We start from the raw sequence: 15376 nt of genomic DNA, 5'->3' as shown, positions 1-15376 counted from the left end.
CCCATTCTAAAATATGTCTACTCCTTCCTTTGAATACATTTTGCCGGTCATCCGGGGAATTCAAGCGGGCCGCGAATATTACGTGTCGATGTGTCCGGTGCGTTTTTTGCCGAAATTGTTTCCCTTTGAATCTGAAGAATTGCCACCGTCTATGCGGGCGAAACGCGCGCTTAACAAAGCTAGGATTCCCGAAATTGCTGATTATTTTGTTAAGAATCCTACAAATTATACTTGTGGGGCAATTGCTGCTTCGATTGATGCGGATATTACTTTTGAAGCAGTGGGAAATGAGGCAGAAGAACGGAAAATTGGTCGCTTGCGGGTGCCGATGGATGCTAAGTTTACTATTAATGACGGACAGCATCGCCGGGCGGCTTTTGAGATGGCTTTGAGGGAAAATCCGCAGTTGGGATATGAGACGGTGGCGCTGATTTTGTTTCTCGATATTGGGTTGGAAAAATCGCAGCAGATGTTTGCTGATTTGAATAATTTTCAAGTTCCTTTGGAGGCGTCGCTAAGTCTACTTTACAACCACCGGGACGATCGGGCTTTTGTGGTGAAGGCTGTTGTTAAGCAGGTTGAGGTTTTCCGGTGTTTGACTGAGATGGAGAAGGGGAGTTTGAACGGGCGATCGCACAAATTGTTTGCGCTGAGTGCGATCGATCGTGCTATCATGGCTTTGCTGTCTAATATTCACCGCAGCGAACAGGCAAAACCCTCTGGTTCTCGCACCAAAAAAGAACAGAAAGAGGAAGAACTCGCTCAAAAAATACAACTGGCGGTTAGTTATTGGAATGCGGTTTGCAGTTTTATTCCAGATTGGCAATTAGTTCTGCACAAGCAAGTTGCGGCGGGGGAAATGCGCCGGGATTGCGTGCACTGTCACAGTGTTGTGCTTGAGAGTTTGGGGGAAGTTGGGGCGGCTTTGCGATCGGTTTTTCCTGAGAGTTGGGAGGAACGTTTGAGCCTTTTGCAGCAGGTTGATTGGTCGATTTCTAATCCTGATTGGGAGGGTGGGATTTTGTTGAAAGGGGGGATTTCTAAGTCGAGGGCGAGTGTTAGTTGGATGACTAATTATTTGAAAAAGCGGTTGGGTTTGGAAACCGCAGATACTGCACAGGCGTCCCGCCCGTAGATGCAGGCACAGGCGGGACGCCCGTGCCACCTGCGTTTGTAATTGCAGCGCCAAAATTCCTCCAAAAACTAGGCTAATTAAAATAGCGTCTGAATGGTTCTGCAAGAATGCCCAATATTTGGTCTAGCTGAGTAATAAAATATTCAGTCAAATCAATTTTTAACAACTGATTTTCTAGAATTAGGAATTTCCAGTTTGTACCAGTTGAAACTGCTCCATAAATTGCGGATTGTTCTTGCCCTTTGCGGGCATTAAATATTTGAGCTGCTGCCATCTGAGCCGCACACTGTCCCAATCCTATTCTAATATCGTTGTCTTTTGCTTCCACTAATGTCAAGACTGGGGCTGTAACTAATGATTGATTGCTGGATGCACTGAGGAGAAAGTCACAAGCCCCGGTTAATCCTTTGCTCTCTTCTACGTTAAATGTGTTGCCGGAAAAGTAGCCAATTTTGTTGTTGAAAGTGCGCCGTATTTCGAGTAGAATGGGAGTAATGATTAATTCCGAGCGAGCTTTTTCCGTGCTGATACTGGATGCTAAGTCTAAGGTTTCGTCTAGAGTTTGTTTGAGGCGTTCTGAAGGTGCGATCGGGGTAATTTGGCTGAATAAGTGGGGAATGTCTTCAACGGTTAGATCCAGGGTTGAGACGGCTTGGTCGATCGTTTTGAAGTCGCTGTAGGACATATTTGATCTGGGGGGGGATGGATTTGAGAACCGCAGATGCACGCAGATGAACGCCGATAATATTAGTTAAATCCATCCTAACTCGGCTTTTGCTGCCTCGACCGCCATTTTTACAGCACTAGCACTTGCTGTTATTTTATAGGAGGCTCTTGGATTATTAGGGTTGGAGTTAGATAAAACAACATTTCCCTCCCAAATACGGCTTTGTCTAGACCAATCCAGTTGTGCCACTTCCGATACTTTTTCAGGATCAAAATCTTGGCTGCTATCTGTGTCATAGGTATAGTATAGCAACCGACCTAAAACTTCTAGCCCTACACTTCTACCTAAGATACAGTATTCCTTAAAATGATTCACATCTTCAACTGTCAAATTTTCAACGCTGGTTTCACAAATATGTCTAGTCTGACTACATTCGGAAAAGAAATTGTTAAGACATCTAGCCAGAATACTTGAGGATTCAGCAACGTCATAATCTTTGAGTTCATCAATTGGGCCGTCAGTAAACGCACAACTCACCAATTTGGCTATAAAATTAGTTGTGTATATAAGTTTCCTTTTACTGTCGGGATTAGTTTTAATTTTATCTGTTTTTCCATGAAACATTAAAACTTTTTCAAGTAAGTTTTTGGTAATACCAACCCTACCTTCAAACTCACCGAATGACAAAAGTAAGGATTTATCAAGTTGTCTTGTCTGCGCCATATCTCGAAAATCCGCCTGACACTGGTTAAAGTCTTCCTCTAAAACCAACGTAATAGGGAAATCATTATCACCTATTAATTCGCCGTCAGCACTTTCAATTAACTCGTGAATAGCGCGCTTGCGATGCTGTCCATCAGTAATATCTAACTTAACACCACGATGAATAACTACTAGACAAATCCCTCGACCTAGTTCTATAATGTCAATCTTTTCTGGATCGACATTTGCTGTCAGTGTCCCCAAAATCCAGGGTTGATCGTTTCTAGCACGTTTAAGAATATATTGTTTTACTTCCTCAGCATGACCCTTTATCTCTGGGCGGTTTTTACCAGAATCAGGATCGTTGCCAGTTGATGGTTTGGCCTGGAGGAGGGTAGGCAAGTCATCAGCCGGGATATTTATTTGCACCATCTTCCGCTTCCCCTGCTGGAAAATTAGCCCTGGATAGCACTTCTGACGGTGGTACTTGGCAAAGTAAGGCTCTAGAACATCCTCAAGTTTCTGGCTCGAATCAGTCTCTGGGTAGTTGTTTTCAGACATAATGCGGGTAAAAGCTTATTTAATTATTATAACTTTGTTGATGGTACGTGAACCAGGGATGCTATTGTGCAAAAAGGCCAATAACAAAGACACATGGATGAGTAGGCTAGCAAACAAGCAGATTGTATCATAAAACTTAAAAAGTAGCAAGATAGGGGTTTTCAAACGTGATAGAAATTCAGCAGATGTCATTATTTGCGCCGCGAACTGTTAAGGAGTTACTCGATGAGATAAAAGAGCTAACTAAAGAAATTCAAGAATTATACTGCTCAGACGCTATACCTTGGTTAATCGGTTGGAGTGGCGGGAAAGATAGCACCGCAGTATTGCAGCTTATCTGGAACGCAATCGCAGCACTTCCGATCGAGAAACGCACAAAAACTATCCATGTAATTACAACGGATACTTTCGCTGAAAATCCGATTATTTCGACTTGGGTACGTAAATCTTTAGCTAAGCTCAAGATACTTGCTCAAGAGCAAAAAATGCCTGTTTCCCCGCATCTGCTTCATCCAGAGGTGAAAGAAACATTCTGGGTATGCTTAATTGGTAAAGGCTATCCAGCGCCTCGCAATGGATTTCGGTGGTGTACAGATAGGATGAAAATTCAGCCTGTAAATCAATTTATCCGAGATTTAGTTCGAGTACATGGTGAAACTATTGTCGTTTTGGGTACTCGCAAGGCTGAAAGCAGCAAACGTGCAGCAACAATGAAAAAGTATGAAGCAGGTAGATTGCGTGATCGCCTCAGTCCTAATGGTCGCTTACCTAACTCTTTAATTTATACCCCTATCGAGGATTGGCGTGATGATGAAGTTTGGCTGTATCTAATGCAGTGGGACAATCCTTGGGGAAATAACAATAAAGATTTATTTGCCATGTATCGAGGTGCAACAGCAGACAATGAGTGTCCTTTAGTTGTAGATACTTCTACTCCTAGCTGTGGCGATTCTCGCTTTGGGTGCTGGGTGTGTACAATGGTTGACAAAGATAAATCTATGGAGGCAATGATTCAAAACGATGAGGAAAAAGAATGGATGCAGCCTCTCCTTGATATTCGCAACGAATTAGACATTAAAAACGATCACGATAAAAGAGACTTCCGACGCATCTACGGTAGAGTAGAACTGTTTGAACGCAACATGGGCGACGACACAACCTCCGTCGAACCCATCCCAGGGCCCTACACCAAATTCTGGCGAGAACACTGGCTGAGACGAGTCCTGGAAGCACAAACCCACATCCGCAAAACCGCACCCCAAGAAATGCGCGACATCACCTTAATTACCCCGGAAGAACTTAGCGAAATCCGCCGAATTTGGCTGGAACAAAAGCACGAATTTGACGACAGCTTGCCCCGGATTTATGAAGAAGTTACGGGCGAGCCTTTTGAAGATTCCCGTCCCGCCGCTGAAAGAAAACTCCTAGGTAGCGATGAATGGACTGTGATCGAAGACATTTGCAGCGAGGACAAAATGCACCTCGAATTGATGGCAAAACTCCTTGATACAGAACGCCAATACTACACGAAACCCCGCCGTACAGGAATTTACGGCGATTTGGACAAATGCTTTGAAACCAGTTCGCGATCGAAGGAAGAAGCGATTGGCAACGCCCACTATCAACGCAATTTAAAAAAAGCGGTGGAAGATATTAAAGCAAATCCGACCGAAAATATTCAGCAATTCAAAGATGCGATCGCCCAAACCAACAGTTCCGCCAAAAACGATACCGTTGATATTGCCAAACTTAAAGAAGAACTCGAAAGCAACAGCAATCAAAGTAGGCAGCTATCTTGGGCGGATATTAAATTTTCACCACCAAATTCAGGAGGGGAAAATAGCAAAGATTAGGTCAATAATGTCGATCGGGCGATCGGGCTTTGGGGTATCGGGCTAACCCGAAGATCCGCCGGGGATTGAGATCCCCGTCTCATAGCAAAAGTCGGTTAAAACCGACTCAAGGGCCAAATCAAAGGATCGCCGACTTCAGGAGTATCGCCCTTACCCGAAGATCCGCCGGGGATTGAAATCCCCGTCTCATAGCGAAAGTCGGTTAAAACCGACTGAAGGGCCAAATCAAAGGATCGCCGACTTCAGGAGTATCGCCCTTACCCGAAGATCCGCCGGGGATTGAAATCCCCGTCTCATAGCAAAAGTCGGTTAAAACCGACTGAAGCGCTAAATCAAAGGATTGGGGACTTCAGTCCTCTTTAAGAGGACTTCCGCTATGAGACAGGGATTTCAATCCCTGTCGGACTGTCGGATCGTGGGACTCTCCGATCGACCCCGATTGCACTCTCGCCCCGATTGTCCTCTGCAAGTCGATCGCCCTTACCCGAAGATCCGCCGGGGATTGAAATCCCCGTCTCATAGCGCAAGTCGGTTAAAACCGACTGAAGCGCTAAATTAAAGGATCGCCGACTTCAGTCCTCTTTAAGAGGACTTCAGCTATGAGACAGGGATTTCAATCCCTGTCGGACTGTCGGATCGTGGGACTCTCCGATCGACCCCGATCGCACTCTCAGATTCGTTGACAGAATCATAAATCCACCTAAAAAATCCGGAAAAATCTTTATGGCAATGTGGCGGCTGTACTATCATTTAGTTTGGGCAACAAAAGAGCGACAGCCTCTCATATCTCCCGCAAAAGAAACCGAACTTTACTCTTATATCATCGGCAAAGCAGACACCCTCAATTGCATCCTCCACGCCATCGGCGGCACAGAAAATCACATCCACTTAATAGTTTCCATTCCTCCGACACAATCGATCGCTGAATTCGTTAAAAATATTAAAGGTAGCAGCAGCCGTTATCTCAATCAAACTTTGCAAAATCCCCATAAATTTTCGTGGCAAGAAGGATACGGAGTATTTTCTTTAGGACAAAAACAACTAGACTCAGCAGTCGCTTATGTGATAAATCAAAAGGAACATCACTTGCAAAAAACCACAAATTCGCATTTAGAACAAATCACGGATCAAGACAATCCACCCACCCGGTGGCACCCGAATTCGCCAGAGAATTAATTGAAAAATATTGGCCGACTCTCCGACTCGCGGGATCTCCAGCTATTGCGTTTACATCCAGACCCGCCGGGGATTGAAATCCCCGTCTAATAGCGAAAGTCGGTTTTAACCGACTCAACAGCCAAATCAAACGCCCACCGACTTCAGTCCTCTTCAGAGGACTTTAGCTATGAGACAGGGATTTCAATCCCTGTCGTACTGGGGGACACGCCGATCAACCCCGATCGACCAATCGAGTCGATCGGGCTTACCCGAACATCCGCCGGGGATTGAAATCCCCGTCTCATAGCGAAAGTCGGTTTTAACCGACTAAAAACCCAGATTCAACAGTCACAAACTTCAGTCCTCTTTAGAGGACTTTAGCTATGAGACAGGGATTTCAATCCCTGTCGGACTGTCGGACTCACACATCGACCCCGGACTGTCGGATACGCCGATCGCACCCACCAACTTTCATCCCATCTCAACAACATCTACAATGCAATTCCTCGAACTCGTTCTCAAAAACTTTGGCCCCTATGCAGGCACCCAAACCATCAATCTCCGCCCCGAAAAAGACGGAAATCCCTGCCCAGTTATCCTATTTGGCGGCATGAATGGCGGCGGCAAAACCACCCTCATGGACGCCATTCGCCTCGCCCTCTACGGTGGTCGCGCCCAATGTTCCACCAGAGGCAATTTAAGCTACAGCGACTTTCTCAATCAATGCGTAAACCGCCATACTCCCCCATTAGAAGATACCCGCGTCGAACTAACATTTGAACAAGTCCAAGATGACAAATTAGCTCAATTCAAAATAGTTAGATACTGGAAAAAACCCGATATCAAAGATAACTTAAGTATTCTCATATACAGTGAGATTGTCAGCGATTGGTGGTCTGACAAAGCAATTACTAACACCTGGGACGAATACATCGAAACCCTTTTGCCTGTCGGAATATCCAACCTATTTTTGTTTGACGGCGAACAAGTAAAAGAACTCGCCGAACTCGAAACACCGCCGGAGTTTGTCGTCGGGGCGATTAAATCTCTTTTAGGTTTAGAATTAGCAGAACGCCTCGCCGTCGATTTAGAAATTTTAGCCGGCCGCAAGCGGAAAGAAATTGCTGGCAAAAAAGACTTGGCTGCTTTAGAGAAAATCGAACAAACTTTTAAGAAAATTAGTGATGAAATAGACGCAGCTAAGCAAGAACAAGCCAGCTTTAAAAACGAGTTAGATAAAGCTCAAAAAAATCAGCAACAAGCATCAGACAAGTTTATTTATGAAGGCGGGAAAATTGCCGCCGATCGCAGTCAGCTAGACAGCAAGCTAAACGACTACAGAAATCAGGCAGACAAAACCCGTCAAGCCATGATGGAATTGGCATCAAATACGCTACCACTAGCCTTAATTTCGCCTTTGCTAACCGAAGCCAAAATTCAAGCAGAAACAGAAGCCAGCCAGCAGCAAGCAAAGATTGCCCAAAATGTTATCAAACAAAGAAGCGATCGCCTTCTCAACTACATCGCGGAAATCTCGTTAAATCCCCAACAGCTAGATAAAATTCAAGACTTCATCCGCCAAGAAAACCAAGAACTCGAACAGCAAGCGGGAACAGACGTTCCGCCCTGGATGAACGCCGACAACAACAGCATCCAGCAACTAGAAAACCTTCTTAGCTACCAAATCAAAGCCCAGCAAATTCTCGCCCGCGACCAAATAGAAGAAATCAAAAGCATCGAAGCAGAAATCGATTTTACAGACAGACAACTCGCAGCCGCAGCTTCCCCCGAAGCCTACGAAAAACTAGAAGAAGAGGTCAGGAAAGCCCAAAAGGCAGTCGCTATAGCAGCCGCCGCCTGTGAATCAGCCAACCGCCGCGTCGATGAATTAGAGAGAGAATTAGCCAAAAACCAAAAAGAACTAGAAAGCTACAGCAGCGAATACATCACAATCAGAAACAGCCAACACGTCATCGCCTCCATCGCCAAAGCCCAAGCCACCCTGAAACTCTTTAAAGAAAAACTCACCCTCAAAAAACTCAACAAACTCGAAATAGAAATTACCGACTGTTTCCGCTACCTGTTGCACAAAACCGACCTCGTGCACAGAGTTGCGATCCACACTCAAACATTTAGCCTCTCCATTTACGATCCAGAAGGCAAACCGGTACCCAAACACCGACTTTCAGCCGGGGAAAAACAATTGCTGGCGATCGCCTTTTTGTGGGGATTAGCCAGAGTATCCGGGAGACAATTGCCAGTGGCGATCGACACTCCCTTGGGCCGCCTCGACTCCTCCCACAGAAACAACCTAGTCGAACGCTATTTCCCCTCAGCCAGCCACCAAGTCATCCTGCTTTCTACCGACACGGAAATTAGAAAAGTAGAATACGAAAAACTCCAAGAATTAGAGGCGATCGCCCACAGCTACCTCCTCAAATACGACTCCGCCAAACACCAAACCACCGTCGAAAAAGGTTACTTTTGGGAATAAAAATTCGCGCTAAAAAATAGCCGCAACCCCCTTGACTTTGCTGGGGAGTTGCGGTAGTATATATAGCATAATGGGATGGTTGCGAAAATTTTATTTTTGCCACCATCCCATTATTAAGGATAAATCCTACTACAATCAAAATACCAAAAAAAACAGATTTAATCAAGTCGCGCCGTGTAAAAAAATGTTAATTATTTCCAGTTATCTAGAGGCTTTGCTTCCCCAATATTAACACTTTTTGCAATATACCAAACAATCTCAAACTCATGGAACCACCACTCGATCGCATCCGCCTCTCCCAAACCGGCAAAGACCAACTATCAAAACTGAAACGATCGACCAAAATCGATCAGTGGAATATTCTATGCAGGTGGGGATTTTGCCGATCGCTCGCCGAACCCAGCATCCCATCGCCAGTACCAATTCCCAGCGACAGCAACGTCGAATTAAGCTGGGATGTCTTCGGCGGCGACATGGCCGATATCTTGATAATGGCCCTCAAGCAGCGCTGTCACCAAGATAATTTAGGCACAGAAAAAGAAACTCTAGCCAAACAATTTCGCCTGCACTTGCACCGAGGGATTGGTTATTTAGCCGGCGATCCGAATATTAAGAAAATCGAAGACTTGGTGGCGATCGCTTTATCGCCTGAAAAATTAAGAAATTAAACGAACCGCGAAGACGCAAAGGACGCGAAGGAAGAAAGGAAGAGAAGGGATGAGTTCACAATTTACTTCAGTAAAAGCGGGAAAAAATGACCTACTGGCCCTTGACCTTCCCCAATATCCAAAGCATATTTGAGAGCAGTAGTAACATAATCCTTAGCCAATGTCACCGCTGTAAACAAATCTTTCCCCAAAGCCAAATTAGCCGCGATCGCAGCACTCAAAGTACACCCAGTCCCGTGAGTATTCCCAGTATCAACAGTCTCAACCTTCAAAGTCTCCAACCGCGTACCGTCAAACCAAACATCAATTCCCCGCAAATCTCCCGCCATCCCGCCGCCTTTCACCAAAACAGCTTTCGCACCCAAACGGTAAATCTGCTGCGCCGCCGATCGCATATCATCCACAGAATCAATCTGCAAACCGCTCAAAATCTGAGCCTCAAACCGATTCGGAGTCACGACAGTCGCCAAAGGAATCAAAACATCCTGCAAAAAGGCGATCGCCCCGTCATCAATCAATCGATCGCCCGATCGTGAAACCATCACCGGATCGACAACCAAATTCCCTATTCCCAAAGCCTCAACCTGTGAAGCCACCGCCGCCATAATTTCCCGATTCAGCAGCATCCCAGTCTTCACAGCATCCACCCCAATATCCCCAACCACCGCCTCAATTTGAGCGGCCACAGCCTCCGCCGGCAAAGCATCCACCCGCGTCACCCCCAAAGTATTTTGAGCCGTCACACAAGTCAAAGCACTTGTACCGTGCACACAGTGAAACGCAAAAGTCCGCAAATCCGCCTGAATCCCGGCCCCACCGCCACTATCGGAACCCGCCACAGTCAAAGCCACAGGAATTTTCGATTTAATCATCTTCTTTCAACCCCAGATAAACACCAACATTCCCCAGACACATCCCAATCATATCTGTGGCACGGGCGTCCCGCCTGTGCTTCCCCGTGGCACGGGCGTCCCGCCTGTGCTTCCGAAACGGTTAAAATTCCCAAACAAAATTAGCTATGATTAAACCTATTGTAAAGAATTATTGCAAACAGCCGTGAAACTCACCCGAATCGACCTCAACTCTTGGATCTTCCACATCGCAGGCCAAACCATCCTCGTCGATCCCTGGCTGGTCGATCCGCTCGTATTTTACGGTCAACCCTGGTTGTTCACCGCCTACCACAACACGCCCGTCGCCTTCACTCCCAGCAGCTTACCGCCGATCGACCTCATCCTGATTTCCCAAGGATTAGACGACCACTGTCACAGACCAACACTCGAACAGCTCGATCGCACAATTCCCGCGATCGCCTCACCCACCGCCGCCAAAGTCCTCAGCAGTTTAGGCTACACTAATATCACATCTTTAGCAAATTGGCAAGAGTTAAATTTTAAAGAAAAGTTACAAATTACTGCCGTACCCGGAGCCGAAATCGGGCCGGGACAAGAAGAAAACGGCTATTTGCTCAAAGATTTAAGCAGTGGCGAGACACTTTATTACGAACCGCACCTGCCACCATTAGAAAAAGTCAAACAGAAAATAGACACAGTAGACGTAGCCATCGCCCCAGTCATCGGTCAAATCTTCCCATTCCTCGGACAAGTCATCATCGGCCCTTCGGAAGCCCTCCGCCTCGCCCAAACTCTCAAACCTCGGTTTTTCCTGCCTACAGCGGCGGGAGACATCCGAGCCACAGGCATTTTACCAATGTTAGTGCGATCGGTCGGCAGCATCCCCGAATTTCGCGATTTGCTAGCAAAATCGGGACTTTCCACCCAACTCCTCGAACCCGAACCAGGCCAAACCCTAGAAATTTGAGATTTTAGATTTGAGATTTTAGATTTAATCCGCCATCCAAAATCCCAAATCCACATTTATCTAGGCGGGCGACGGTTACGCAAAAACTCAGGAATATCCAATCCCAAATCCTGCGGCGGTTTCGTTGTCGGATCAGGCGTCTGTTGAGCCGGACTCGTCGGCACAGTTGCAGCTCGCCAAGGAGCATTAACATTTTGCGTCCGCCCCGGAGCCGGAGGCGACGGAACTTCTCCCGAAAAACCAGTAGCGATCACAGTAATCTTAATTTCGCCCTGAAGCCGCTCGTCAATCACCGCTCCAAAAATAATATTGGCATTCGGATCGACAACCTCGTAAATCGTCTCAGCCGCCGCATTCACCTCGTGCAGCGTCATGTCAGTACCGCCAGTGATGTTAAACACCACACCTCTAGCGCCCTCAATAGACGAGGCTTCCAGCAGAGGCGAAGAAATAGCCTGCATCGCAGCCTCCCTAGCCCGCGACTTGCCCGAACCTACGCCGATGCCCATCAAAGCCGAACCCGCATCAGCCATTACTGCCCGCACGTCAGCAAAGTCAACATTCACCAAACCGGGAATAGTAATAATGTCAGAAATACCCTGAACCCCTTGGCGCAGGATATCATCAGCAACTCGAAAAGCCTCTTGTACCGGCATTTGTTCGGAAATCACAGACAGCAGCTTGTCGTTAGGAATTACGATCAGCGTATCCACCCGGGTTTGCAAAGCCGCAATCCCTTCCTCAGCTTGGCTGGTGCGCCGCCGTCCCTCGAACGTAAAAGGCCGCGTCACTATGCCCACAGTCAATGCGCCCATTTCCTTAGCGACCTCAGCCACGATCGGAGCCGCGCCTGTGCCCGTACCGCCGCCCATGCCGGCTGTGATAAATACCAAATCCGCATGATTCAGAGCATTAGCAACCTCGTCGCGAGATTCCTCCGCAGCCTTTTGACCGATCGCCGGATTGCCCCCCGCCCCCAAACCGCGCGTCAACTTCTGTCCGACTTGCAAGCGTTTCGGAGCATTTGAGAGAACCAGAGCTTGGGAATCTGTATTCACACACCAAAACTCGACACCAGAAACCTCGCTAGCAATCATCCGGTTAACGGCGTTGCCCCCACCACCGCCGACGCCAATTACTTTGATTTTGGCAGCACTGCTGGGCATTATGTCTTTGGGATTGACCATAGGATCGATATCAATACTATCTACATTTACATAACCAGACTTGCGTCTAAACGGATTGGCGGAATCTGCAGCCACCGGAAAATTTTTTACTTCTTCCGAAGGGGGACTGTCTTGGTCAGACCCCTGTCTATTATTAAGCTTCATTAGAGTCGGGGATAGTAGATTACAGCTTGTTAACTAAACGCCAATTCACAATCAACTATAGGCTAAGTTGCGCGAAAAACTAACACTGATCGATGCTTAATGTTAGCAATCTCGGATTTGGCCGATCTCGCTAGCCCAGACCTCGCTTGACGCCTCCAGGTACTTGACCGGATTAAGGCAGTTGTAAGCAAGGCAAAAGGAAAAAAAATGGATACTAGCCCCAGACCCGGGGCGCTGTCCAAAAACTCGGCTGATTGCAAGCCCTGCCTATCGATCCTGGTGGGCAAAAATTCTGCCTATCGATCGATACCTTCTACCTTCTGTTGACAGAGAATCAATTCTGGGCGCGAGTGGGTGCGGGAGTGGAACTCTCCAAACTGGGGGGGAGTTCTGGCAAATGGACGATCGGCGAAGCAGGATTTTTCAAGTCAATGTAGGCTATTTTGCTTGAATCTAGCTGTTTTGGCAATTGTCGCATTCGGTCTAAAACCTTAAGTTGCTCCGCAGTCTTGGAACTGTATGGCCCTAAGTGTACGGTACCGATCTCTGTTTTCAAGATCAAGTTGTTCGGGTTTTGCCAATTAATCTCAAACACTTTCACCGTCAAGCCGCTGAGTCCTTGGTAAAACTTCGGCCAATAGGCGCGATACTGTTCCAAAGGCCCGATGACTTTTAAAGTGGGCAAAGAACGCTGAGGCTGCGTTCCCGGAATGCTGCCGGGCCCGATCGAACTATTCTGCGATCGTACAGCAGTATAACTATCCGACGGCATCCAACCTCCGCGAGCGTCCAGCCACCCCACTTTTTCCTTGTCGCTGTTCGATTTCAACACCGCAGTCGGCTGCGCCACCGCCACCGGCAGGCGTTCTGCCACTTCTATAGTCAAACTCGGGGGAAACAAGTTACGAGTCACATTCGCTTTGGCGATCGGTCCCGTGGACTCCAGCTTTTCGGCCAGCGCCTGCGGTTGAATCCCCCACAGCGACTGCGGGTAAGACAGCGGCACCAAAGACCGCACCGCCTTATCCGACAGCCACTGATTGCCCTCCACCTTCACTTGTTCCGATCGGGCAATTAACCAAGCCGGCTGAGCAATCCACCACAGCAAACCTCCAGCCATTGCGCTCGCTGCCAGCATTTGCCACACAACAGCCGCCAATCGAGCGCGCCTCTGCTGCCGCAACTTTTGGCGCCTGCGCCCTAACTCTGTTTGAGAAACCGCTCCAAAACTAGCCATCTACGTCTTGACAATATAGTAATTAAGGATTAGCACAAATTCAAAACTGTTGAATCTCTCTCTTGAACCCTGTTTTCCCCTACCATTTAACCAGATCCCCGCAAATTTACCCAGACTCCTGCCAATATCAGTAATATCACTGAGTCCGCTAAGTAATAAAAAATTATTAATTAAAAATTGCCAATTCCAGCGCCGGGAAAACCCCTTACCAGATCAAGGTTCTTTGGGTATTTAGGGCATTACCCCACAGGGCAAAAGGTTACAAATCAAACTAAACTCAACTAAAGAAAGTTTAGACTTTCGATTAACTTTTTTAACTTTTATTCGGCTTCCATTGTGATCGCACTCGAATTAGACAGATTCTATAAAGCCTGCAACCCGAGCAAGACCCTTGTTGCCGGAGACCCAGGAGATTATCAATACTACATTGATTTTGGTTCCGTGCGTGGCGGCAAAATCATTGAATCTTTACAGCGAACCATTACCCGCATCTCCCCCAACGAGCCAACCTGTCAGCTATTTACAGGACATATCGGGTGTGGCAAATCTACGGAATTGTTTCGACTAAAAGCTGAGTTAGAGCAAGAGGGTTTTTGCGTCGTCTACTTCGAGTCTTCCCAAGACTTAGACATGGGTGATGTAGACATCAGCGATATTTTGCTGAGCATTGCGCGCCAAGTCAGCGAAACTATGGAATCCGCTAAAATCAAACTCAGACCGAGCTATTTTACCAATCTGTTTGCAGAAGTGGCAGAATTTTTGCAGACTCCCATAGATTTGTCAGCGGAAGCCGAGTTATCTGTAGGCATTGCTAGAGTTACTGCTAAAACTAAAGACTCTCCCAAACTGCGATCGCAACTCAGGCAATATCTCGAGCCCCGCACCAACAGCATCTTGCAGTCGATCAATGAAGAACTCCTCAACAAAGCTAACGCTGAACTTAAGCACCAAGGCAAAAAAGGGCTCGCAGTCATCGTTGACAACCTCGATCGCCTCGATGCCTCCCTCAAACCCAGCGGACGCACCCAGCCAGAATACCTGTTTTTAGACCGTGGCGAACAGTTGAAAAAACTTAATTGCCATGTTGTCTACACGATTCCCCTGACTTTGATTTTTTCCAACGACTTCGGCCGCCTCGCCAGTCGATTTGGAGTCAAGCCCAAGGTGATGCCGATGGTACCGGTGCAAATGCGATCGGGCGACGACCACATTGAAGGAATGGCACTGCTGCGGCAGCTAGTATTAGCTAGAGCTTTTCCGAAAGTTGCTGCCCCTCAACGCATCGATTTGATTTCCCAAGTCTTTGACTCTCCCGAAACTTTAGACCGGCTTTGTCGGATTAGTGGCGGTCACGTTCGCAATCTACTGATGCTTTTGTATAGCTGTTTGCAGCACGAAGACCCTCCCTTTTCTCGCGAATGCCTCGAAAGCGTCATTCAAGAATATCGCGATGACCTTTTGGGAGCCATCAATGACATGGAATGGGAATTGCTGTTTCAAGTCGTCAACCGACAAAGTGTAACCGGCGAAGAAGAGTCTCAAATCTTGTTGCGAAGTATGTTTGTCTTTGAATACCGCGATCAAGAAGGTCGTTGGTTTGGGATTAATCCAGCCTTAGCAGAAACTAGAAAGTATAAGGAGTGGCTGCAGCGCTGTGAAGCAAAATAGTTGGGATTTTTGAGATGCCTTCGCGACTCTAAGAACCCTTAACCACCAGGGACTTAGAAAGTATTTAACTGAAAATTCATC

At 47.1% G+C, this 15376-nt stretch carries 12 protein-coding genes; 7 read left to right on the top strand and 5 right to left on the bottom strand.

Annotated features, from left to right (window positions below):
- Positions 1-13: 13 nt before the first annotated feature.
- Positions 14-1135 carry a DNA sulfur modification protein DndB gene (gene dndB, locus D0A34_25690; GenBank protein ID UNU21784.1) on the top strand — a complete coding sequence of 374 codons (1122 nt, stop codon included), beginning with the start codon at positions 14-16 and terminating at the stop codon, positions 1133-1135.
- 73 nt (positions 1136-1208) lie between these two features.
- Here the strand turns inward: dndB and D0A34_25685 are convergent, their stop codons facing one another.
- Positions 1209-1820: a hypothetical protein gene (locus D0A34_25685; protein ID UNU21783.1), complete on the bottom strand. Its 612-nt coding sequence runs from the start codon at positions 1818-1820 to the stop codon at positions 1209-1211.
- A gap of 66 nt (positions 1821-1886) precedes the next feature.
- Complete coding sequence (locus tag D0A34_25680) at positions 1887-3065, bottom strand: DGQHR domain-containing protein (protein UNU21782.1); 1179 nt, start codon at positions 3063-3065, stop codon at positions 1887-1889.
- Between the two features lie 167 nt (positions 3066-3232).
- Here D0A34_25680 and dndC point away from each other — a divergent pair, with 167 nt between their 5' ends.
- The 4 genes from dndC to dndE all read left to right on the top strand — a co-directional run bounded on the left by dndC (position 3233) and on the right by dndE (position 9238).
- On the top strand, positions 3233-4918 hold the full coding sequence (dndC, locus tag D0A34_25675; protein ID UNU21781.1) for a DNA phosphorothioation system sulfurtransferase DndC: 1686 nt from the start codon (positions 3233-3235) through the stop codon (positions 4916-4918).
- A gap of 723 nt (positions 4919-5641) precedes the next feature.
- On the top strand, positions 5642-6094 hold the full coding sequence (tnpA, locus tag D0A34_25670) for an IS200/IS605 family transposase (protein UNU21780.1): 453 nt from the start codon (positions 5642-5644) through the stop codon (positions 6092-6094).
- 478 nt (positions 6095-6572) lie between these two features.
- Positions 6573-8570, top strand: a complete 1998-nt coding sequence (gene dndD, locus D0A34_25665; GenBank protein ID UNU21779.1) for a DNA sulfur modification protein DndD — start codon at positions 6573-6575, stop codon at positions 8568-8570.
- Positions 8571-8836: 266 nt separating this feature from the next.
- On the top strand, positions 8837-9238 hold the full coding sequence (dndE, locus tag D0A34_25660) for a DNA sulfur modification protein DndE (protein ID UNU21778.1): 402 nt from the start codon (positions 8837-8839) through the stop codon (positions 9236-9238).
- Positions 9239-9300: 62 nt separating this feature from the next.
- On the opposite strand, the gene thiD is transcribed toward dndE, so the two are convergent.
- A complete protein-coding gene (thiD, locus tag D0A34_25655) occupies positions 9301-10110 on the bottom strand; it encodes a bifunctional hydroxymethylpyrimidine kinase/phosphomethylpyrimidine kinase (protein ID UNU21777.1) in 810 nt (269 codons plus the stop codon).
- Positions 10111-10294: 184 nt separating this feature from the next.
- Here thiD and D0A34_25650 point away from each other — a divergent pair, with 184 nt between their 5' ends.
- A complete protein-coding gene (locus tag D0A34_25650; protein UNU22467.1) occupies positions 10295-11059 on the top strand; it encodes an MBL fold metallo-hydrolase in 765 nt (254 codons plus the stop codon).
- A 56-nt stretch (positions 11060-11115) separates the two neighbouring features.
- Here the strand turns inward: D0A34_25650 and ftsZ are convergent, their stop codons facing one another.
- Both ftsZ and D0A34_25640 read right to left on the bottom strand, forming a co-directional pair.
- Positions 11116-12390, bottom strand: a complete 1275-nt coding sequence (ftsZ, locus tag D0A34_25645) for a cell division protein FtsZ (protein ID UNU21776.1) — start codon at positions 12388-12390, stop codon at positions 11116-11118.
- A gap of 334 nt (positions 12391-12724) precedes the next feature.
- Positions 12725-13627, bottom strand: coding sequence for a cell division protein FtsQ/DivIB (locus D0A34_25640; protein ID UNU21775.1), 903 nt, complete (start codon positions 13625-13627; stop codon positions 12725-12727).
- Between the two features lie 339 nt (positions 13628-13966).
- Between D0A34_25640 and D0A34_25635 the strand changes: the two genes are divergently transcribed.
- Positions 13967-15295 carry an ATP-binding protein gene (locus tag D0A34_25635; GenBank protein UNU22466.1) on the top strand — a complete coding sequence of 443 codons (1329 nt, stop codon included), beginning with the start codon at positions 13967-13969 and terminating at the stop codon, positions 15293-15295.
- The last annotated feature ends 81 nt before the right edge of the window (positions 15296-15376 follow it).

It is taken from the genome of Microcoleus vaginatus PCC 9802, assembly GCA_022701275.1.
Classification (GTDB): Bacteria; Cyanobacteriota; Cyanobacteriia; order Cyanobacteriales; family Microcoleaceae; genus Microcoleus; species Microcoleus vaginatus_A.
Note: the sequence above shows the minus strand (reverse complement) of the source record. Positions and strands in the feature narration are given on the sequence as shown.